Annotated in this window: 18 protein-coding genes and 2 tRNA genes; 11 read left to right on the top strand and 9 right to left on the bottom strand. The window is 71.5% G+C overall.

Going from position 1 to position 19,355, the window contains the following annotated elements; translation table 11 throughout:
• Positions 1-90: 90 nt before the first annotated feature.
• Both dnaG and GA0111570_RS09495 read left to right on the top strand, forming a co-directional pair.
• The gene (gene dnaG / locus GA0111570_RS09500; protein ID WP_092609825.1) at positions 91-2,034 is read left to right on the top strand and encodes a DNA primase; all 1,944 of its coding nucleotides are present in this window, start codon (positions 91-93) and stop codon (positions 2,032-2,034) included.
• Positions 2,035-2,136: 102 nt separating this feature from the next.
• Positions 2,137-2,874 (top strand): sigma-70 family RNA polymerase sigma factor, encoded by a 738-nt coding sequence (locus GA0111570_RS09495; protein WP_175557425.1) that lies wholly within the window; start codon positions 2,137-2,139, stop codon positions 2,872-2,874.
• A 56-nt stretch (positions 2,875-2,930) separates the two neighbouring features.
• Here the strand turns inward: GA0111570_RS09495 and GA0111570_RS09490 are convergent.
• The 3 genes from GA0111570_RS09490 to GA0111570_RS09480 form a co-directional block, all read right to left on the bottom strand.
• Positions 2,931-3,003, bottom strand: a tRNA-Asn gene (locus GA0111570_RS09490).
• A 70-nt stretch (positions 3,004-3,073) separates the two neighbouring features.
• Positions 3,074-3,601: a hypothetical protein gene (locus GA0111570_RS09485; RefSeq protein WP_092609820.1), complete on the bottom strand. Its 528-nt coding sequence runs from the start codon at positions 3,599-3,601 to the stop codon at positions 3,074-3,076.
• Positions 3,598-5,016, bottom strand: coding sequence for an alpha,alpha-trehalose-phosphate synthase (UDP-forming) (locus tag GA0111570_RS09480; RefSeq protein ID WP_092609817.1), 1,419 nt, complete (start codon positions 5,014-5,016; stop codon positions 3,598-3,600). The genes GA0111570_RS09485 and GA0111570_RS09480 overlap by 4 nt, the downstream gene beginning before the upstream one ends.
• Before the next feature lie 48 nt (positions 5,017-5,064).
• Between GA0111570_RS09480 and otsB the strand changes: the two genes are divergently transcribed.
• From otsB to GA0111570_RS09465, 3 genes are all read left to right on the top strand, one after another.
• Positions 5,065-5,874, top strand: a complete 810-nt coding sequence (otsB, locus tag GA0111570_RS09475; RefSeq protein WP_245703109.1) for a trehalose-phosphatase — start codon at positions 5,065-5,067, stop codon at positions 5,872-5,874.
• A gap of 4 nt (positions 5,875-5,878) precedes the next feature.
• Positions 5,879-5,952, top strand: a tRNA-Ile gene (locus GA0111570_RS09470).
• Positions 5,953-6,044: 92 nt separating this feature from the next.
• Entirely contained in the window at positions 6,045-7,514 is a 1,470-nt protein-coding gene (locus GA0111570_RS09465; RefSeq protein ID WP_092609814.1) for a serine/threonine-protein kinase, read from the top strand.
• A 52-nt stretch (positions 7,515-7,566) separates the two neighbouring features.
• Here GA0111570_RS09465 and GA0111570_RS09460 read toward each other — a convergent pair whose 3' ends face one another.
• The 4 genes from GA0111570_RS09460 to GA0111570_RS09445 form a co-directional block, all read right to left on the bottom strand.
• Entirely contained in the window at positions 7,567-8,793 is a 1,227-nt protein-coding gene (locus GA0111570_RS09460) for a TIGR04053 family radical SAM/SPASM domain-containing protein (RefSeq protein WP_092610229.1), read from the bottom strand.
• A 68-nt stretch (positions 8,794-8,861) separates the two neighbouring features.
• On the bottom strand, positions 8,862-9,344 hold the full coding sequence (locus tag GA0111570_RS09455) for an acyl-CoA thioesterase (RefSeq protein WP_092609811.1): 483 nt from the start codon (positions 9,342-9,344) through the stop codon (positions 8,862-8,864).
• A gap of 10 nt (positions 9,345-9,354) precedes the next feature.
• A complete protein-coding gene (locus GA0111570_RS09450) occupies positions 9,355-10,212 on the bottom strand; it encodes an HAD hydrolase family protein (protein ID WP_092609808.1) in 858 nt (285 codons plus the stop codon).
• Positions 10,209-11,054, bottom strand: coding sequence for a hypothetical protein (locus tag GA0111570_RS09445; RefSeq protein ID WP_092609805.1), 846 nt, complete (start codon positions 11,052-11,054; stop codon positions 10,209-10,211). The genes GA0111570_RS09450 and GA0111570_RS09445 overlap by 4 nt, the downstream gene beginning before the upstream one ends.
• Positions 11,055-11,115: 61 nt before the next feature.
• Between GA0111570_RS09445 and GA0111570_RS09440 the strand changes: the two genes are divergently transcribed.
• The 6 genes from GA0111570_RS09440 (at position 11,116) to GA0111570_RS09415 (ending at position 16,495) form a co-directional block, all read left to right on the top strand.
• Positions 11,116-12,201 (top strand): AAA family ATPase, encoded by a 1,086-nt coding sequence (locus tag GA0111570_RS09440; RefSeq protein WP_092609802.1) that lies wholly within the window; start codon positions 11,116-11,118, stop codon positions 12,199-12,201.
• The gene (locus GA0111570_RS09435) at positions 12,194-13,210 is read left to right on the top strand and encodes a DUF58 domain-containing protein (RefSeq protein WP_175557424.1); all 1,017 of its coding nucleotides are present in this window, start codon (positions 12,194-12,196) and stop codon (positions 13,208-13,210) included. Before GA0111570_RS09440 ends, GA0111570_RS09435 begins: the two co-directional genes overlap by 8 nt.
• The gene (locus tag GA0111570_RS09430; protein ID WP_092609796.1) at positions 13,210-14,181 is read left to right on the top strand and encodes a VWA domain-containing protein; all 972 of its coding nucleotides are present in this window, start codon (positions 13,210-13,212) and stop codon (positions 14,179-14,181) included. The genes GA0111570_RS09435 and GA0111570_RS09430 overlap by 1 nt, the downstream gene beginning before the upstream one ends.
• Positions 14,172-15,134 carry a VWA domain-containing protein gene (locus tag GA0111570_RS09425; protein WP_092609793.1) on the top strand — a complete coding sequence of 321 codons (963 nt, stop codon included), beginning with the start codon at positions 14,172-14,174 and terminating at the stop codon, positions 15,132-15,134. The genes GA0111570_RS09430 and GA0111570_RS09425 overlap by 10 nt, the downstream gene beginning before the upstream one ends.
• 35 nt (positions 15,135-15,169) lie before the next feature.
• The gene (locus GA0111570_RS09420) at positions 15,170-15,895 is read left to right on the top strand and encodes a YggS family pyridoxal phosphate-dependent enzyme (protein ID WP_092609790.1); all 726 of its coding nucleotides are present in this window, start codon (positions 15,170-15,172) and stop codon (positions 15,893-15,895) included.
• Positions 15,896-16,012: 117 nt separating this feature from the next.
• Positions 16,013-16,495, top strand: a complete 483-nt coding sequence (locus GA0111570_RS09415) for a DUF3145 family protein (RefSeq protein ID WP_092609787.1) — start codon at positions 16,013-16,015, stop codon at positions 16,493-16,495.
• Between the two features lie 134 nt (positions 16,496-16,629).
• On the opposite strand, the gene GA0111570_RS09410 is transcribed toward GA0111570_RS09415, so the two are convergent.
• Complete coding sequence (locus GA0111570_RS09410) at positions 16,630-18,087, bottom strand: acyl-CoA carboxylase subunit beta (RefSeq protein ID WP_245703108.1); 1,458 nt, start codon at positions 18,085-18,087, stop codon at positions 16,630-16,632.
• A gap of 2 nt (positions 18,088-18,089) precedes the next feature.
• Complete coding sequence (locus GA0111570_RS09405; protein ID WP_092609784.1) at positions 18,090-19,349, bottom strand: beta-ketoacyl-[acyl-carrier-protein] synthase family protein; 1,260 nt, start codon at positions 19,347-19,349, stop codon at positions 18,090-18,092.
• Positions 19,350-19,355: the final 6 nt, after the last annotated feature.

Below are 19,355 nucleotides of genomic sequence, written 5' to 3'. Positions count from 1 at the left end.
CAATGGTCCCTGCAGGTTCAACAACCCTAGCGTTTTCCTGTGCCGTGCTTGAGAGCGTCGACCCGCCGGCGCCACGTACACTGACTCCTTGTGGCAGGACGAATAAACGAGGAGGACATCGCGCTGGTGCGGGAGCGCGTCCGGATCGACGACGTCGTCAGCCCCTACGTGACCCTGCGCCGATCCGGCGGCGGTTCGTTGAAGGGCCTGTGCCCGTTCCATGACGAGAAGACCCCCAGCTTCCAGGTGACACCCTCGCGCGGCCTGTACTACTGCTTCGGCTGCGGCGAGGGCGGCGACGCGATCAGCTTCCTGCAGAAGAAGGAGAACCTGTCCTTCGTCGAGGCGGTCGAGCGGCTGGCCGACCAATCCGGCATCCAGCTGCGCTACGTCGACGACGGGGGGCGTACGGCCGAGTCGGGCAACCGCCGTCGGGTCACCGAGGCCAACCGCCTGGCGGCCGAGTTCTACGCCGACCAGCTGACCGGCCCGGACGCGATCGTCGGCCGCCGGTTCCTGGACGGGCGGGGCTTCGACCGGCAGGCCGCCGAGCACTTCGGGATCGGCTTCGCCCCGCGGGGCGGCCGCGACCTGCACAACTTCCTGCGCACCCGCGGGTTCCGCGACGATGAACTGGTCCGGGCCGGCCTCGTCCGCGAGAACGGCGGCTGGGACTTCTTCCAGGGCCGGCTCGTCTGGCCGATCCGCGACGCCGGCGGGGTGGTGCTCGGTTTCGGTGCCCGCCGGCTGTTCGACGACGACCGGATGCCCGCCAAGTACATCAACACACCCGAGACGGTGGTCTACAAGAAGTCGCACGTGCTGTACGGCCTGGACCTGGCCCGCCAGCCGATCGCGAAGAAGTCCCAGGCCGTCGTGGTCGAGGGGTACACCGACGTGATGGCGGCCCACCTGTCCGGGGTCGACACCGCGGTCGCCTCCTGCGGCACCGCGTTCGGGGAGGACCACGCCCGGATCCTGCAGCGGTTGATCGGCCAGACCTCCGCCACCCAGGGCGAGGTGGTCTTCACCTTCGACGGCGACGCCGCCGGGCAGGCCGCCGCGCTGAAGGTGTTCAAGGGCGACCAGCACTTCACCACGCAGACCTACGTCGCGGTCGAACCGCACGGCTGGGACCCCTGCGACCTGCGGATCAACGAGGGCGATGCGGCGGTGCGGGAGCTGGTCGGCCGCCGCGTGCCGCTGTACCGGTTCGTGATGGAGAACGTGATCGCCGAGTACGACCTGGACCGGGCCGACGGAAGGGTCGCCGCCCTGCGCGCCGCGGCCCCGCTGGTCGCATCGATCCGGGACCGTTCGCTGGTCGCGGCGTACGCCCACGAGCTGGGCCGGATGCTGGGGATGGATGCCGACGAGGTCCGACGCGAGGTCGCCCGGGGCGAGAAGTCCGGCCCCCGCCGGCAGGGTCCCGACGTCCGCGGACGGGAGTACCAGTCGGCTCCGGTTCCGGCACCCTCGCCCGCCCCGGAGCAGCCCAGGACCGACCCGGGCCCCGAACTGCTGCCGCTGCCCGATCCCCGCGACCCGCGACTCCTGATCGAGCGCGGTACGGTCCAGTTGCTGGTCCAGGTGCCGTGGCTGTTCTCGCCCGACTGGGGTGGCCTGGAGGCGGACGACTTCGTCCACCCGACCTACCGCCGGCTGGCCCAGACCGCCCGGCTGGTCTTCGCCATGTACGGGGACCCGGACGGTGCCCAGCCGGAGGGCTTCGACCCGACCGGATGGATGCAGCTGCTGCGCGAGGGCTGCGACGACGCGCATGCCGAGCAGGTGCTGATCGCCCTGTCGGTGGAGCCGCTGCTGCGCGAGCCCGACCCGCTCTACGCCGATGCGTACGCGGCCCGGCTGCAGCTGCAGCGGGTCAACGAGGCGATCGCCACATTGAAGGGTCGGCTGCAGCGGACCAATCCGATCGAGCACGCCGAGGAGCATCGCCAGATGTTCACCGACCTGCTGGCCTGGGAGACGGCGCGCAAGGACCTGCAGGCCCGTTCGGTGGCGGTCGCGGACTGATCCGGCCTCCTGCGTCCACAGGCGGTGGGAGGGCCGCGCCGGCCGTCCACAGGACGCAGGTGACCGGGGATGACACGCCGGTGCCGGGCCGACGCTGGAGGCATGGAGACGACGCCCAATACCCGTGACCTGCTGACCCGAGACGAAGAACGCGAGCTCGCCCGTGCCGTGGAGGCCGGAGTGATCGCCCAGCACTTCCTGGACACCGCAGGTACCTGCCCCCTCGGCAGTCCCGAGGAGCTCGCCGCAGTCGCCGTGCTGGGACGCCAGGCCCGGGAGCGGTTCCTGGCGGCCAACATGGGGCTGGTCGGCTACCTCGTCCGGCGGGACGCCAAGGGCGCACCCCAGGACCGCGACGACCTGTTCCAGGAGGGGTGCCTTGGTCTGGCCGAAGCGCTGGAGACCTTCGACTGGGCCCGGGGGACCAGGTTCTCCACCTGGGCCGTGCCGTACGTCCGGAGCCGGATCGCTACCGCGCGGCGGGTGGGGCACGGTGGAATCAGGATCCCGGCTCGCCGGCTCCGCGCTGCCGCGGCGGCGGGGGAGCAGGTGCTGAGCGTCAGGTCGATCCACGGCATCGAGGAGCTCGAGGCGACCTGGTGGCAGGACCCGGCGCCCGAGGACGACGACGGACCGGGTCCGGCCGACCTGGCTGCCGCGATGAGGGACCTGTCGGTGGAGGAGCGGGCGGTGCTGGCGCACCGGTTCGGACTGGCCGGCCAGGGTGCGCTGACGCGCAGCGATACCGCCCGCGAGCTCGCGCTCCCGGTCAAGCGGGTCCGGGCGACCGAGGAGGCGGCGATCCGTCACCTGCGCGAGGTGTGCGGCGCGCAGCGGTGAGAGGGGATGCAGAAACGCTCTGACAAGGTGTCTACCCTTGTCAGAGCGTTTACTCGCTCCCCCGACTGGACTCGAACCAGTAACCCTTCGATTAACAGTCGAATGCTCTGCCAATTGAGCTACGGAGGATCAGGCGCCACCGGCGCCGAGAAAGAACATTAGCACCGGGGTTCGGCTTCCGCAAAATCGGCCGGGGACGTCAGGCGCCTGCGTACGGGTCGTACTCGGACTTCAGCGTGGCCAGTGCCGACTCGGCCGCGGCGCGGGCACCGGGGTCGCTCCAGCTCGTGCCCTTGTTCAGCGAGGCGTGCCACTCCAGCACCGGCGGCTCGGCGCCCAGTATCCGGCGACCGACCACGACGACGCCGTGCTTGGTCCCCTCGACCGGCACCTGTCGGCTGACCAGGATGCTCGCCTCGACCCGTTCCTTGAACAGTTCGGGCAGTGATCCGGGCTCGGCCAGGGCGATGTCACCCCGGCCTCCGTCATAGTCGACCCAGGTCAGGTGCTGGGTCTCCTGGTCCCAGCCGCCGCGCAGCACGCGGTGCCAGGCCAGTAGTTGCCAGCCGGAGTCGTCCTGGTACGCCAGGTGGCTGGGGAAGCCGACCGCGTAGTGCTCGCCGTCCCGGCCCCAGGCCAGCACCCGTGGTTCCGTGGCCACCTCGGAGAGCGCGCTGGCGGCGGCCTCCCGGACCTCTGCCGGCAGGCCGGCCCGACGCCACCTCACTCGTTGCTCGGCACGTTGGCGAGGTCCTTCAGGAAGGAGTCCGCCCAGGTGTCGATGTCGTGCGTGAACACCTGGCGGCGCAGGGCCCGCATCCGGCGACGCTTGTTCTGGACGGTGTCGTTCATGGCCAGCACCATGCCCTGCTTCATCCCGTTCACGTCGTACGGGTTGATCATGTAGGCCTGGCGCAGTTCGCCGGCGGCCCCGGCGAACTCACTGAGGATCAGCGCGCCGTCGTTGTTGCTGCGGCAGGCGATGTACTCCTTGCAGACCAGGTTCATGCCGTCGCGCAGCGGGGTGACCACGCAGACGTCGGCGGCGGTGTACATGGCCGCCATCTCCTCGCGGGGGAACGACATGTGCATGTACGTGATCGGCGGCCGGCCGATGCCGCCGAAGTCGCCGTTGATCCGGCCGACGAGCATGTCGATCTCGTCGCGCAGCCGCTTGTACTCGTCCACCCGCTCGCGGGAGGGCGTGGCGACCTGCAGGAACGCGCACTTGGCCGGATCGACCACGCCCTCGGCGACGAGCTCGCCGTACGCGCGGAGGCGGTGGTAGATGCCCTTGGTGTAGTCCAGCCGGTCGACGCCGAGGAAGATGACCTCCGGGTCGCCCAACTCGTGCCGCAGCTCCCGGGCCCGCTGCTGGATCGGCTGGGACTGGGCCAGCGTCTCGAAGCCGCGGGCGTCGATCGAGATCGGGTACGCCGCCGCCCGGCAGGTACGGCCGCTGGGGAGGGTGATCGACTCGCGGTGCGTGTCCAGGCGCAGGCGCTGGCGGGCGATCCGGGTGAAGTTCTGCGCACCACCGGCGGTCTGGAAGCCGATCAGGTCGGCTCCCAGCAGGCCCTCGATGATCTGGCGTCGCCACGGCAGCTGCTGGAACAGTTCGACCGGGGGGAAGGGTATGTGCAGGAAGAACCCGATCCGCAGGTCCTCGCGCAGGGCCCGCAGCATCTGCGGTACGAGCTGCAGCTGGTAGTCCTGGACCCACACCGTGGCGCCGTGGGCGGCGACCGCAGCGGCGGCTTCGGCGAAGCGCTGGTTCACCTCGACGTAGCTGTCCCACCACTCGCGGTGGTACTCCGGCTTCGCGACCACGTCGTGGTACAGCGGCCAGAGCGTGCCGTTGGAGAAGCCCTCGTAGTACTCCTCCACCTCCTGCGCACTGAGCGGGACGGGGACCAGCTGGTAGCCGCTGTACTCGAACGGGTCCAGCGGCTCGTCGGTCGCGCCGTGCCAGCCCACCCAGGCGCCGTGGTGCTCCTGCATCACGGGCTCGAGCGCGGTCACCAGGCCACCGGGTGATGTCCGCCAGACGGAGTTGCCGTCGGCGTCCGACTTGCGGTCCACCGGAAGCCTGTTGGCGACGACGACGAAGTCGACAGGTTCGAGCGCGGTTTGCTCAGCCATGCGAGATCAACCTCCCTAGGTATGTGGACAAATCTATCCCGTGCAAGCATGGGCAGCATGGATGCCCTCGCCACCGTCCTCGGTGATCCCGCCCGTACGATCCTCGGTCTCGACTTCGACGGGACGCTGTCGCCCATTGTTGCGGACCCTGATCGTGCGTACGTGCACCCCGACTCGGTCGCCGCGTTGCGCCGGATCGCGCCGCACCTGCTGCAGGTCGCGATCATCACCGGCCGTCCCGCGCTGAAGGCCGTCGAGCTGGGTGGGCTGGACGCGGGGGAGGGCCTGGGGCACCTGGTCGTGCTGGGCCAGTACGGGATCGAGCGCTGGGACGCCTCCACCGGGGAGGTGGTCAGCCCGCCGCTGCCCGAGGCGATCATCGAGGTGAAACAGGCGCTGCCGGCACTCCTGGCGGCCGCCGGGCACCCGGAGGCCTGGATCGAGGACAAGGGTCGCGCCGTTGCGGTGCACACCCGCCGGCTGGCCGACCCCGCTGGGGCCTTGGCCGACCTGGAGGGTCCGGTGGCCGAGCTGGCCGCCACGCACGGCCTGCACCTGGAGCCGGGCAAGAACGTGCTGGAGGTCCGCGCCGGCGGCTTTGACAAGGGCGACGCGGTGCGCGACCTGGTGGAGCGCCTGGACCCGGCGACGTTCGTCTATGCCGGCGATGACCTGGGCGACATCGCGGCGTACGATGCGGTCGAGGCGCTGCGGGGCCAGGGACGTACGGGCGTCCTGGTGTTCCCGGCGGCGCCGGGGGAGGACAGCCCGCTGGCGGCCCGTGCCGATGTGGTGCTCGAGGGCACCGACGGGATGGCCGAGTGGCTGACGGGGCTGGCCGACGCCCTAGAATCGTGACCACGTGCCAGTAGCTCAGCCGGTCAGAGCAGCGGACTCATAATCCGTCGGTCGTGGGTTCAAGCCCCACCTGGCGCACCGATTCCAGCAGGAGCGCGCGGTCTCTGCCTCCCAGGGGCATCCCTGGGACAGTTCAGAGGGAGCTTCGGCGCATACAGCAAGATATCCCCATGCAACCCGGGACTGTGCTGGCGGCTCGTTATCGGCTGGAGCGAGCCATCGGGGCCGGGGGAATGGGGCAGGTCTGGGCCGCCCGCGATGAGGTCCTGGGCCGCGAGGTCGCGGTCAAGGTCGTGGACGGGGGCGTGGGCGATGACCTGGAGCGCTTCCGTCGAGAGGCACGAACGGCGGCCGGCCTAGGTCATCCGAACCTGGTCACGATCTACGACGCCGGCATCGACGGCGGAACCGCCTACTTGGTGATGGAGCTGTTGCCGGGCCCCAACCTCGAGGCATACGTGGCTGCCCGGGGCGTCCTGCCGGAGTCCGAGGCCGTCGCCTTGGCCGAGCAGATCGCTGCCGGTCTCGCTGCCGCGCATGCGGCCGGTGTGGTGCACCGCGACATCAAGCCGGCGAACGTGGTGTTCCAGGGGCCGGGCACGGTGAAGATCGTCGACTTCGGCATCGCGAGGCTGGCCCAGTCCTCCGCTGCCCGGTTGACGGCGACGAACACCCTGGTCGGCAGTGCCCCGTACCTTTCCCCGGAACAGGTCGAGGGGCGGCCGGGGGATGAACGCAGCGACATCTATGCCCTGGGGTGCGTGCTGACGACGATGCTGACGGGCCGGCCGCCGTTCCAGGGGGACCATCCGCTCGCGGTCCTGCACCAGCACATGAGCAGCGTGGCGCCCCCCATCAGGGCGCGGAATCCGGGCGTGAGCGTCTCCCTCGACCAGTTGGTGGGCGAGATGTTGCAGAAGTCGCCCGACGAGCGTCCGGCTACCTGTCAGCAGGTGATCGCCCGGCTGCAGGAAGTCGGGACCGTCGGCGCGAGTGCTGCAGGGGACACCGTGGCCGCGACCCGTGTGATGCCCCCATCCGCCGCGGGTGGTACCCGGATGATGTCCCCACCCACCCTTCCGCTCGCTGCCGGAAGCGGGGTCGCCGGATCGGCCGGCTCCGCCCCGGGCAGGAAGAGTCCGATCCGAGCAGCGGTCGTCGCTGCCGGAGCGGTCCTGCTGGTGGCGGTCGTCGTCGCGGCGGTGCTGCTCGGTCGGCAGGGGGGCCGGTCCCAGGGCCCGCAGTCGGCCACTTCCGCCACCTCCTCCGCGACCGTGGCCGGCGTGCGGACGAACAGCACGCCGAGCCCGGCGCCGAGCACTGGGGCAGGCACGCCCACGACCCGGCGGAGCGCGACGGCGCCCAGTACGCCGAGTCTGCCGCAGGCGCTGGCGGGGCTGCACGATGCGGTCAACGCCGAGGTCGTCCGGGGGGTTCTGGACCCGAAGAAGGCGGAGGAGCTGACCAAGCGGGTGGACCAGCTGGACAAGCAGCTGAGCGCGGACGGCGGGAAGGACGCGGACAAGCAGGTCAAGGAGATGCAGAAGTACCTGGGCGAGCTCACCTCGAAGGGTGAGTTGAGCACGCAGGGGAGCAGGCAGATCACGACCGCGCTGGCCCAGGTGCGCGCCGCGCTGTGAACGACACGGCCGCCGGACCGGCGGCGTCGGGGTCGAACAGCGACCGGCAGCTTCAGTGGGCGCTGGTGCTGGCGCTCGACGTGGCCTCGGCTCCGACTGCCTCGGTCCCGTGCGCCGCGACCCAGGCCGGGGGCACGTACACGCAGCTCGGGTCGGAGGCGAGCGGATCCCCGCTCATCGCGTACGTACGCGCCCGCGAACCCCCGCAGATCCAGTTGAAGTCACAGACCCCGCACTTGCCGGAGTAGCCCGATGGCTGGCGCAGGGCCTGCATCATCGGCGCCTCCGCGTAGATCTCGTGGAAGGGGCGCTCGCGCACGTTGCCGCAGTTGAACGGCAGGAAGCCGCTCGGGTAGACGTCGCCGACGTGGTCGATGAACGCGAAGCCGTTGCCCGCATTCACCCCGATCGCCGGCCGCGGCGGGCGACGATTGCCACCCTCGCCGAGCAACTCGACCGTACGGGCCATCAACCGGGCGTGCAGCGGGCCGGTCGGCGGCAGCGGCGCACCGGCGGCGAGGGCGTCGTCGCGCTGGATGGCGACGCGCCGGTAGCTCTGGCCCTCCGTGGTCTTGACGGCGATCCGGTCGGAGACGTCGTGCAGCCAGTGCATGACGTCCTCCATCTCCTCGGGCTCCAGGCCCTGCAGGTCCGAACCGCGACCCATCGGGACCAGGAAGATCGTGTACCACAGGTGTGCGCCCATCCCCATCACGGTGGCGAGGATCTCGGGGAGCTCGTCCAGGTTGTTCTTGCAGATGGTGGTGTTCACCTGGAAGCGGAAGCCGTGCTCCACCACCAGCTTGGCGGCCTCGAGGGTGGCCTCGAACGTCCCCTCGATGCCGCGGAAGGAGTCGTGCGTCGCGGCCGTCGCCCCGTCCAGGGAGAGGGAGAAGGCCTTGACGCCTGCCTCGCGCACCGAGCCGAGCCGCTCGTCGGTCAGCAGCGGCGTGACCGAGGGGGACAGGGCGATCGGCAGGCCGATGGAGGTGCCGTACGCGATCAGCTCCTCCAGGTCGTCGCGCTCGAACGCGTCGCCACCGGAGAGGATGACGATCGGGTGCGGCGTGCCGTAGCCGGCGAAGTCGTCCAGCAGCGCCTTGCCCTCCGCCGTCGTCAGCTGGCGGGGGTCTGCCTTGGTGAAGGCGTCGGCGCGACAGTGCCGGCAGGCCAGCTGGCAGGCCCGGGTGACCTCCCAGACCAGCACGTGCGGACGTTCCCCCGCGTCGTGGCGGAGCGTACGAACGACACCGGAGTGACCGGCAGGATGCATCGACATGCCACTACGGTACCCGTAGTACAGATGGTCGTGCGGTGCCACCCGATCCTGCCGGCGACGGACGGGTCCTAGCCGTCGATGTCGTAGAGCGGCTCGTTCGACAGGTCGTCGGGAACCACCGGCTCGGGGCGCGGGATCGGCTTCATCCGGTGCGGGATCCGGTCGCGGGCGTAGGTGATCTCCTTGTAGCCGTGCTCCATCGGGCGGCCGCTCTCGTCCAGGGAGACCATCACGATCCGGTCCACGGTGATGATCGACTCGCGGGTGACCATGTTGCGCACGTTGCAGTGCAGGGTCAGTGACGTACGCCCGAACTTCACCGGGAAGATCCCCAGCTCGATGATGTCGCCCTGCCAGGCCGAGGAGACGAAGTTGATCTCCGACATGTACTTGGTCACCACGCGCTCGTTGCCGAGCTGGACGATGGAGTACAGGGCGACCTGCTCGTCGATCCACGACAGCAGGTGACCACCGAAGAGGGTCCCGTTGGCGTTCAGGTTCTCGGGCCGCACCCACATCCGGGAGTGGTAGCGCATCTTCGGTGATTCCATGGCGGTCAGTCTAGGACTCCGGGGACCAGCCCCGCCGGTCCGCCCGGGAACGCTCCGTCTCGCCGAACCAGCCCAGGATCGTACGTCCCACCCCGTCGTCGGCACACCCGGAGGCCGCGGCCTCGCCGATCCCGGCCAGCAGTGGATGCCGCGGCGGCATCACGAAGGCGCTGCCGGCCCACTCCAGCATCCCGCGGTCGTTCGGCATGTCCCCGAAGGCTGCGACGTCGCGGGCCTGCAGTCCCAGTTCGGCGCAGTGGCGGGCCAGCATCGCGGCCTTGTCGACCCCGCGGCCGCCGATCTCGACCAGGATGCGGTCGCCGACGGCCACGCCGTGGGTGGACCAGGTCAGCGTCAGGTCGTCCCGGGCGAACTCGGTGAGGGTCGCCACCACGTCCTCCAGTGAGGACCCGTAGGTCTGGAGCAGCACCTTCAGCACCGGGCCGCCGTCGAGCAGGTCGGGCAGGTCGGCGCACCGGTAGCCGGGGACGGTCGGTGCCGATTCCAGGTAGCCCGGCTCGTAGCCGAACCAGTCCTGGCGCTGCAGGCCGAGACGGGCGGCCGGCAGCCGCTCGTGGACGTACCCGCCGAGGGCGGCGATCAGTTCGGGTTCGATGCCGACGACCTCGAACACCTCACCGGTCGCGGCGTCGTAGCGGATCGCACCGTTGCACCCGATCACGGGGGCATGGTCCAGCCCGAGGTCGACGATCGGCTGCATCCAGGTCGGTGGACGCCCGGTGGCGAAGACCACGTGCACGCCGGCGTCCAGCGCCGTCCGGACGGCGTGGGCATTGCGCTGTGAGACGGCCCCGTCCGGGTGCAGGAAGGTGCCGTCCAGGTCGGTGGCGACCAGCCGGGGGATCACAGCTTGGACCTCTCCGGGTTACCGCTGCCGCTCGGGCTCGGGCCGGGCGACGGCGAGGCGGACGACGGGCTGGGCGAGGCCGTCGGCGAGGGCGAGGCCGTCGGTGACGGTGAGGCCGACGAGGGCGAGGGCGAGGCCGACTGCGGCGAGGGGGACGCCGACTGGGGCGACGGGCTGGCCGTGGACGGCTGCGGGGGCGGGGGGCTCTGCGGCGGCTCGTTGCGGAACAACAGGATCGCGACCAGTACCGCGATCGCGGCGACCACGACCATCAGCAGCCAGGACACGAACAGGGTCACCCAGCCGGCCCGGTCATGGCGCCCGGGCCACGGCAGCGGCCACTGGGCCGTACGACCGGGGGAGCGCTCGTCGGCCCAGTGCAGCTCGTAGTCCGGTCCGGCCGGCCGGCCGATCGGGCCCAGCATCTCCAGGCCGACACGATCCAGGATCCCGACCGCCAGCGCCGCCTGGTCTGCGGCCAGCGCCACCCAGGGCGCCTCCGGCACGTCGGTCGTGACCGGCGCCGACGAGGGGCGGAAGCGCCGCCCCAGCCGGCCGGCCTGCTGGCCCTGGCCGCCGCGGGCCACCACCAGGTCGACGTGCAGCGGGTCGACCTCGCCGCTGAAGCGGTCCCGCGCCACCCGGTCCGCCGCCGCTCCCCTGGACAGCAGCACGAGCACGACCTCGCGGACCGAGCCGTCCGGCGCGGTCTCGTGGGCGTCGTACACGACACCGGCCGTCTGCGCCTCCAGCCGGGCGTCGAGCCAGAAGCCGCCTACCCGGGGCGGGTCCTCGGGAAGGAGCGGCCGGGGGATCGGCTCGGGGGAGGCTGGCGTGGTCATCACCGACCATCTCACCACATCGACGCAACCGTGCCGGTCGGCCGGGGTTGTCCGGTGCCGGATGATGGGAGTGCCGTCTGCGAGGATGGCGGTGATCGCGGACGAGGGAGAGAGCGTGGACAACCAGGAGGCGGCTCAGCTGGCAGGTGAGGCCCTTGCGCAGGTGCGGCGGGTCATCGTCGGGCAGGAGCACATGGTGGAGCGCCTGATGGTTGCGCTGCTGGCCCGCGGGCACTGCCTGCTGGAGGGCGTGCCGGGCACGGCCAAGACGCTGGCGGTGCGTACGTTCGCCACCGTGGTCGGCGGCCACTTCGCCCGGGTCCAGTTCACCCCCGACCTGGTCCCCTCCGACATCGTCGGCACCCGGATCTACAAGGCCTCCCAGGAGGGCTTCGACGTCGAGCTGGGGCCGATCTTCGTCAACTTCCTGCTCGCCGACGAGATCAACCGCGCCCCCGCGAAGGTCCAGTCGGCCATGCTCGAGGTGATGGCCGAGAAGCAGGTCTCGATCGGTGGCACCACCTACCCCGCCCCGGACCCGTACATCGTGATCGCGACCCAGAACCCGATCGAGTCCGAGGGCGTCTACCCGCTGCCCGAGGCCCAGCGCGACCGCTTCCTGCTCAAGGTCGACGTCCCCTACCCGCACGGGAACGAGGAGTTCGAGATCCTGCGGCGGATGAGCGTCTCCGCGCCGACGGCGCTGCCGGTGCTCGACAATGCGATGGTGCTGGAACTGCAACGCCGCACCGACGAGGTGTACGTGCACAACCTGGTCGCGGAGTACGTGGTGCGCCTGGTGCTGGCCACCCGCAGCCCGGCCGACTTCGGCATGCCCGACCTGGCCGACGTGATCGCGATCGGCTGCTCCTCCCGCGCGACCCTGGGACTGGTCGCGGCGGCCCGGGCCCTGGCGCTGATCCACGGCCGCGACTACGTGCTGCCTACCGACGTCCAGGCCGTCGCCCGCGACGTGATGGCCCACCGCCTCCAGCTCAGCTTCGACGCGGTCGCCGACGACATCGACCCGATCCAGGTCGTCGACCGGGTCCTCGCCGTCGTCCCGGCCCCCACGCCGGTCTGGAACCAGCAGCAGCGGGAGGCGGCCCAGCAACAGCATGCGTACCGTCCGGAGTTCCATGGCTGAGACCGCCGCCTCCTCCCTGCTCCGGCCGCCGGAGCATCCGACCCTGCCGCTGGACCGGCTGGCCCCCGAGGCGGCGCTGCGGCGGTTGGAGCTGACGGTCGTACGCCGGCTGGAGGGCTTCCTGCAGGGCGACCACCTCGGCCTGCTGACCGGCCCCGGCACGGACGCGAACGATGCCCGGCCCTACCAGCCGGGCGAGGACGACGTCCGCAAGATCGACTGGCCGGTGACGGCCCGGACCCGGGTGACGCACGTCCGCGACACCATCGCGGACCGCGAGCTGGAGGTGTGGGGGTTGCTCGACGTCACCCCCTCGATGAACTGGGGGACGGCCGGCATCACCAAGCGCGACCTCGGCATCGCGGCCCTGGCCACCTTCGGCTTCCTGTCCCAGCGGATGGGGGACCGCTTCGGGGGCATGGTGATGCGCCCCGACGGGGTCCGCCGGCTCCCGGCCCGGTCGGGGCGTACGGCGCTCTACGCCCTGTTGCGCCGCCTGCTGGAGGAGCCCATCGTGCCCGACAGCACCGACCCGGGCATCCCGCTCTCCCGGGCGCTGGACGACCTGGGCCGGGCCCAGCGCCGCCGCGGCCTGCGGGTCGTGGTCTCGGACTTCATCACCCCCGGTGACGCCGAACTGGACGCCACCGTCCCGACCGAGTGGGAGCGGGCGATGCGCAGGCTCTCGGTCCGCAACCAGGTGATCGCGATCGAGGTACTGGACCGGCACGAGATCGAGTTCCCCGACGTGGGCGACATGCTGCTGCGCTCCACGGACACCGGCTTCGAGGGCTACGTCAACACCGGCGACCCGCGGCTGCGCCAGGCGATGAGCCGGGCGGCCACCCTGCAGCGCGAACGCATCCGGGTGGCCCTGCGCCGCTGCGGCGTCGGCCACATCCAGCTGCGGACCGACGGCGACTGGGTCGCCGAGATCGCGCGCTTCGCGCTGGCCTACCGGCGGACCGCCGCCCTGCTGCACCGTCCGCCCAGGGGGGTGGCCCGCTGATGGAGTTCTGGCGGAACCTGACCTTCGGGGACCCCTGGCGCCTGGTGCTGTTGCTGCTGGTGCCGGCCATCGTCGGGCTGTACGTGTGGGCCTCGCACCACCGCGGCCGGCGGGGCCTGCGGTTCACCACCACAGCGCTGCTCCAACTGGTCGGCGGCAGCCGGCCGCAGTGGAGACGGCACCTGGCCGTCGCGTTCTCGCTGCTCTCGCTCACCGCCGCGGTGGTCGGCTGGGCCCGTCCCACCACCATCACCGACGTCCCGCGGGAACGGGCCACCGTCGTCCTGGTGATGGACGTGTCGCTGTCGATGGAGGCCGTCGACGTACGCCCGTCTCGCCTGCAGGCGGCGGTGGCGGCGGCGACCCAGTTCGTCGACTCGGTGCCCGACCGGTACAACGTCTCCCTGGTCACGCTGTCCGGCAGCCCGGCCATCGTCGTGCCGCCGACCCTCGACCACGGGGCGGTGGTCCGGGCGCTCAGCGGCCTCAAGCCCCAGGAGTCCACGGCCATCGGTGACTCCATCGTCGCCGCGTTGCGGGCCCTGGAGCAGGCCCCGCGCGACCCCCAACGGCCCGACCAGCTCGCCCCCGGCGCGATCGTGCTGCTCTCGGACGGGGAGAACACCGTCGGCAGCACCGCCCAGCAGGGGGCGCGGCGGGCCGCCGACGCCAAGGTCCCGGTGTACACCATCGCGTACGGCACCGAGAACGGGTACGTCGACGTCGACGGGAAGCGGGAGCTGGTGCCGCCCGACACCGCCACGCTGCGCCAGGTCGCCGAGCTCACCGGCGCGCGGGCCTTCACCGCCGATACCGCCGGCCAGCTCGACCGCGTCTACAAGGACATCCGCTCGGAGGTCGGGGTGGAGAAGAAGTCGACCGACGTCAGCTCCACCTTCGCCGGGTACGCCATCGTGGCGGCGATGCTCGCCGCGCTGGCCGCCATCTCACTGGGGGCACGCTGGCCATGATTCCGATGATCGAGTTCCTGTCCCCGAACCGGCTGTGGCTGATGGCCCTGGTCCCGGTCCTGGTCGGCCTGTACGCGGTGCTGGCGGTCCGCGAGGCACGCGGGCGCGGACACCGCGACGCCCTGCAGCTGAAGCTGCCGCTGGACCGACCGTGGCTGCGCCACGTCGCCGTCGGGCTGGCCATCCTCAGCCTGGTCGCCCTGACCATCGCCTTCGCCCGGCCCAAGCAGGACGTGATGGTGCCGCGCGAGCGGGCCACCATCGTCGTCGCGATCGACGTCTCCCTGTCGATGGCGGCCGACGACGTCACCCCGAGCAGGCTCGGCGCCGCCAAGGAGGCGGCGATCGAGTTCACCCGCTCGCTGCCGCCCAAGTACAACGTCGCGCTCGTCTCGTTCGCCGGTACCGCCACGGTCGTCGTGCCGCCGACCCAGGACCGCGGAGTGGTCACGAACGCCATCGACGGACTGACCCTGCAGCCCTCCACCGCCATCGGCGAGGGCATCGCCACCTCCCTGGCCACCCTCAACCAGGTGCCTCCCGACCCCCAGCATCCCAACGACCCCCCACCGGCGCGGATCGTGCTGCTGTCCGACGGCTACACCACCGTCGGTATCCCCGCGGCGCGGGCGGCGCAGCGGGCGGCCGACCTGAAGGTGCCGATCTACACCATCGCCTACGGCACCACCCACGGCACGATCCTGATCGAGGGCACCCGCCAGCCGGTCCCGGTCGACTACAACGAACTGGCCAATGTCGCGCGGATCACCGATGGCACCGCCTACCGGGCCGAGAGCGCCGGGCAGCTCAAGGACGTGTACCGCGACATCGGCTCCTCGATCGGCAAGGAGCCGGTCGCGGTCGACGTCTCCAACCGCTACATCGGGGTCGCGGTGATCCTCGCCGCCCTCGCCTCGCTCGGGGTGGTCTCGCTGGCGTCGCGCTGGCCCTGAGCCAGGTCGGCCGGACGTGGGTAGATTGGCGTGTCATGGGAGACGTACACAGCAACCTGCAGGCGGTCCGGGACAGGATCGACGAGGCCTGCCGACTTGCCGGGCGTGATCCGGCGCAGGTGCGGTTGCTGCCGGTGAGCAAGACCCACGGCCTGGGGCCGATCCGGGAGGCGTACGACGCCGGCTACCACCGGATGGGGGAGAACCGGGTGCAGGAGGCCCTCGACAAGTGGGAGCGGACCCGTGACTGGCCGGGGATCGAATGGGCGGTGATCGGCCACCTGCAGACCAACAAGGCACGGGAGGTGGCCCGCTTCGCTGTCGAGTTCCAGGCCCTGGACTCCCTCAAGGTGGCCCGCGAGCTGGAGAAGCGGCTGCAGGCCGAGGGCCGCGCCCTCGACGTCCTGGTCCAGGTCAACTCCTCGGCCGAACCGCAGAAGTCCGGCCTCGACCCCGCGGACGTGCCGGCCTTCGCCGAACAGCTGCGCCCGTTCGACTCGCTGCGGGTGCGCGGGCTGATGACCCTCGCCGTACGCTCCGCCGACCGTACGCAGGTCGCCGCCTGCTTCGAGCGGATGCGTGACCTGCAGGAGGTGCTGCGGCAGGACGACCGGGCCGCCGGGAGCTACGACGAGCTCTCGATGGGAATGTCGGGGGACCTGGACCTGGCCGTGGCGCACGGCTCGACCTGCGTACGGGTCGGCCGGGCGATCTTCGGCGAGCGCACCGACCGGAACGCGTACTGGAAGACTGTGGAGTAGCCAAGGAGTCGCGCCACGGCTGGCGCTCGACCCTCCGGTGCACCACAATGAGGAGCAGTTCCACCGGGTGTGTGAGGTTGCTGGGGAAGGCAGATCTCAGCCTCGGGAGGAATGCACATGTCGAATACCAGGGGCGTCCTGTACGTCCATTCCGCGCCGTCGGCACTGCGCCCGCACATCGAGTGGGCGGTCGGTGGCGTCTTTGCCGAGCCCGTACGGCTCGAGTGGCAGGCCCAGCCGGCCGAGCCTGGCATGCACCGCTGCGAGCATGCCTGGGAGGGTGCGGTGGGCGTCGGTGCTGCCGTGGTGTCCGCGCTGCGCGGCTGGGACCATCTCCGGTTCGAGCTGACCGAGGAACCGACCGCCACCACGGACGGCCACCGCTGGATGTCGACCCCGAGCCTGGGGGTGTTCTGCGGCCAGGTGGGTCACAGCGGCGACATCGTGGTGCCGGAGGAGCGCCTGCGCTGGGCGATGGCCGAGGACGACCCGGGCGCGGCGCTCCTGGACCTGATGGGGGATCCGTGGGACGCCGAGCTCGAGGTGTTCCGCTGGGCAGGTGAGGGTGCTCCGGTGCGTTGGCTGCACCGGGCGGTCTGAGCTCCGCCGAACCCGGGATCCCCGGGGGCCTGAGCCCCCGAGCCGGAGCCCCGCCAGGGCTTGGATCCCGGAGGGACGGAATCGGTACCCGTGCGGCCGCAGCGGTCCGAGGCCGCGGCCGCACGGGTCCGTCGTCAGAGCGGGATGTTGGTGTGCTGTCCGCGCTGGCCGTGGTCGGCGGCCCTGATCGCCGCCGCGATGGTCGACCGGGTGGTGCCCGGATCGAGCACGTCGTCGATCACGCCCATCTCGCGGGCCTTCTCCACGCCACCGGCGATCCGCTCGTGCTCGACCGCCAGCTCCTCCTCGACCTGGGCACGCAGGTCCTCGGGCACCTCCGCCAGCTTGCGCCGGTGCAGGATCCGGACGGCCGCGACGGCACCCATCACGGCGACCTCGGCACCGGGCCAGGCGTAGACCTTGGTGGCACCCAGCGAGCGTGAGTTCATCGCGATGTACGCGCCGCCGTACGCCTTGCGGGTCACCAGGGTGACCCGGGGGACCGAGGCCTCGGCGAAGGCGTGCAGCAGCTTGGCGCCGCGGCGCACCACGCCGTCCCACTCCTGGCCGACACCGGGCAGGTAGCCGGGCACGTCGACCAGGACGACCAGCGGGATGCCGAAGGCGTCGCAGAGCCGGACGAAGCGGGCGGCCTTTTCCGCGGAGAGCGAGTCCAGGCAGCCGCCCAGACGCAGCGGGTTGCTGGCGATCACCCCGACCGTACGACCGCCGAGGCGACCCAGGACCGTGGCGATGTTGGGCGCCCACTTGGGGTGCAGCTCCAGGGTGCTCCCCGGATCGAGCAGCTTCTCCACCAGCGGGTGGACGTCGTAGGCGCGCCGGCGGTTCTCCGGGAGGATGCCGGCGAGGTCGACGTCGTCGATCTCGCCGTGCAGCTGGCCCTGGTCGGCCATCAGCGTGACCAGCTGGCGGCCGCGGGCCATCGCGTCGTCCTCGTCCCGGGCCACCACGTGGACGACGCCCGAGCGCCGGCCGTGGGTGTCCGGGCCGCCGAGGATGGCCATGTCGACGTTCTCGCCGGTGACCGAGCGGACCACGTCCGGACCGGTGACGAAGATCCGGCCCTCGGGCGCGAGCACCACGACGTCGGTCAGCGCGGGGCCGTACGCCGCGCCACCGGCGGCCGGGCCGAGCACGATGGAGATCTGCGGGATCCGGCCCGAGGCATTCGTCATGGCGCGGAAGATCTTGCCGACCGCGTCCAGCGAGCCGACGCCCTCGGCCAGGCGGGCGCCGCCGGAGTGCCAGATGCCGACGATCGGCACCCGGTCGATCAGGGCGCGGTTGTAGGCGCGGACGACCTCGTCACAGCCGTGCAGCCCCATCGCCCCGCCCATCAGCGTGGCGTCGGAGCAGAAGGCCACCACGCGGATGCCATCGATGGAGCCGGTGGCCGTCAGCATGCCGGTGTCCTCGGCGCCAGGGAGGTACTCGACGGTGCCCTCATCGAGGAGGGCGGCGAGCCGGAACCGCGGGTTGCGCGGATCCTCCTCCCGCGACGGCCGGGCCTTCCGGGCAGTGGGGACCACCGGGGGCGCGTCGGTCCCCGGGGCGGTGACCAGGTCGGTCACGATCAGGCCTCGGTGACGTTGGCGTTGGTGAAGGCCAACGCGACGTTGTGGCCGCCGAACCCGAACGAGTTGTTGATGCCGGCGAGGTCGCCGGCCGGCAGCTCGCGGGCGGTGGTGGCGATGTCGATGCCCAGGCCGTCCTCGGGGTCCTCGAGGTTGATGGTCGGCGGGACCACGCGGTTGCGCAGCGCCAGCAGGGTGAACACCGACTCCATCGCGCCGGCGGCACCGAGCAGGTGGCCGGTCTGGGACTTGGTACCGGTGAAGATCACCCCGTCGGTCGCGTCGCCCAGGGCCGCGCGTACCGACTGGGCCTCGGTGACGTCGCCGGCCGGGGTGGAGGTGGCGTGGGCGTTGACATGCTTGATGTCGGAGGGCTGCAGGCCGGCGTCGCGGACGGCGAGGCGGACGGCCTCGGACTGGCCGCGGCCCTCGGGGTCGGGTGCGACCATGTCGTACGCGTCCGAGGTGATGCCGGCGCCGGCGAGGGTGCCGTAGATCGTGGCGCCGCGGCCCAAGGCGTGCTCCAGCGACTCGAGCACCAGTACGGCCGCGCCCTCGCCGAGGACGAAGCCGTCACGGTTCTTGTCCCAGGGGCGGGAGGCGCGCTCGGGCTCGTCGTTGCGGCGCGAGAGCGCCTGCATCTGGCCGAAGGCGGCGACCGGCAGCGGGTGGATGACACCCTCGGCGCCACCGGCGACGACGACGTCGGCGCGTCCGGCCCGGATGATGTCCAGGGCCTGGGCAATCGCCTCGTTGCCGGAGGCGCAGGCAGAGACAGGGGTGTGGATGCCGGCGCGGGCGCGCAGCTTCAGGCCGACGGTGGCGGCCGGGGCGTTCGCCATCAGCTTGGGGATGGTGAAGGGGCTGACGCGGCGGTGGCCCTTCTCCCGCTGGGTGTCCCACTGGCCGATCAGCGTGTGCAGGCCGCCGATGCCGGTGCCGATGGACACGGCGAGGCGGGTGGGGTCGACCGGGTTCTCCTCGTCCAGGCCGAAGCCGGCGAGCCGCCAGGCCTCGAGTGCGGCGACGAGGCCGAGCTGGGTGGAGCGGTCCATCTTGCGGGCCTCGACCCGGTCGATCAGGGTGGCGGGGTCGACGACAGCCTCGGCGGCGATCCGGGTCGGGAGATCCGCGGCCCAGTCGTAGGCCAGGGCGTGTACGCCCGGGGTGCCCTTGACGACGTTGGCCCATGTGGTGGCGGCGTCACCGCCCAGGGGAGTCGTGGCACCGAATCCGGTGACGACAACGGTGGAGGACATGATTAC

It is taken from the genome of Raineyella antarctica (assembly GCF_900092135.1).
Taxonomy (GTDB): Bacteria; Actinomycetota; Actinomycetes; order Propionibacteriales; family Propionibacteriaceae; genus Raineyella; species Raineyella antarctica.
This window is presented reverse-complemented; position numbering and strand designations above follow the sequence as displayed.

Coding starts and splice junctions, on each gene's coding strand:
- GA0111570_RS09495 (WP_175557425.1), top strand. CDS start 2,137: ATGGAGACGACGCCCAATACCCGTGACCTGCTGACCCGAGACGAAGAA.
- GA0111570_RS09480 (WP_092609817.1), bottom strand. CDS start 5,016: ATGGCTGAGCAAACCGCGCTCGAACCTGTCGACTTCGTCGTCGTCGCC.
- otsB (WP_245703109.1), top strand. CDS start 5,065: ATGGGCAGCATGGATGCCCTCGCCACCGTCCTCGGTGATCCCGCCCGT.
- GA0111570_RS09465 (WP_092609814.1), top strand. CDS start 6,045: ATGCAACCCGGGACTGTGCTGGCGGCTCGTTATCGGCTGGAGCGAGCC.
- GA0111570_RS09460 (WP_092610229.1), bottom strand. CDS start 8,793: ATGTCGATGCATCCTGCCGGTCACTCCGGTGTCGTTCGTACGCTCCGC.
- GA0111570_RS09455 (WP_092609811.1), bottom strand. CDS start 9,344: ATGGAATCACCGAAGATGCGCTACCACTCCCGGATGTGGGTGCGGCCC.
- GA0111570_RS09445 (WP_092609805.1), bottom strand. CDS start 11,054: ATGACCACGCCAGCCTCCCCCGAGCCGATCCCCCGGCCGCTCCTTCCC.
- GA0111570_RS09440 (WP_092609802.1), top strand. CDS start 11,116: ATGATGGGAGTGCCGTCTGCGAGGATGGCGGTGATCGCGGACGAGGGA.
- GA0111570_RS09435 (WP_175557424.1), top strand. CDS start 12,194: ATGGCTGAGACCGCCGCCTCCTCCCTGCTCCGGCCGCCGGAGCATCCG.
- GA0111570_RS09430 (WP_092609796.1), top strand. CDS start 13,210: ATGGAGTTCTGGCGGAACCTGACCTTCGGGGACCCCTGGCGCCTGGTG.
- GA0111570_RS09420 (WP_092609790.1), top strand. CDS start 15,170: ATGGGAGACGTACACAGCAACCTGCAGGCGGTCCGGGACAGGATCGAC.
- GA0111570_RS09415 (WP_092609787.1), top strand. CDS start 16,013: ATGTCGAATACCAGGGGCGTCCTGTACGTCCATTCCGCGCCGTCGGCA.
- GA0111570_RS09405 (WP_092609784.1), bottom strand. CDS start 19,349: ATGTCCTCCACCGTTGTCGTCACCGGATTCGGTGCCACGACTCCCCTG.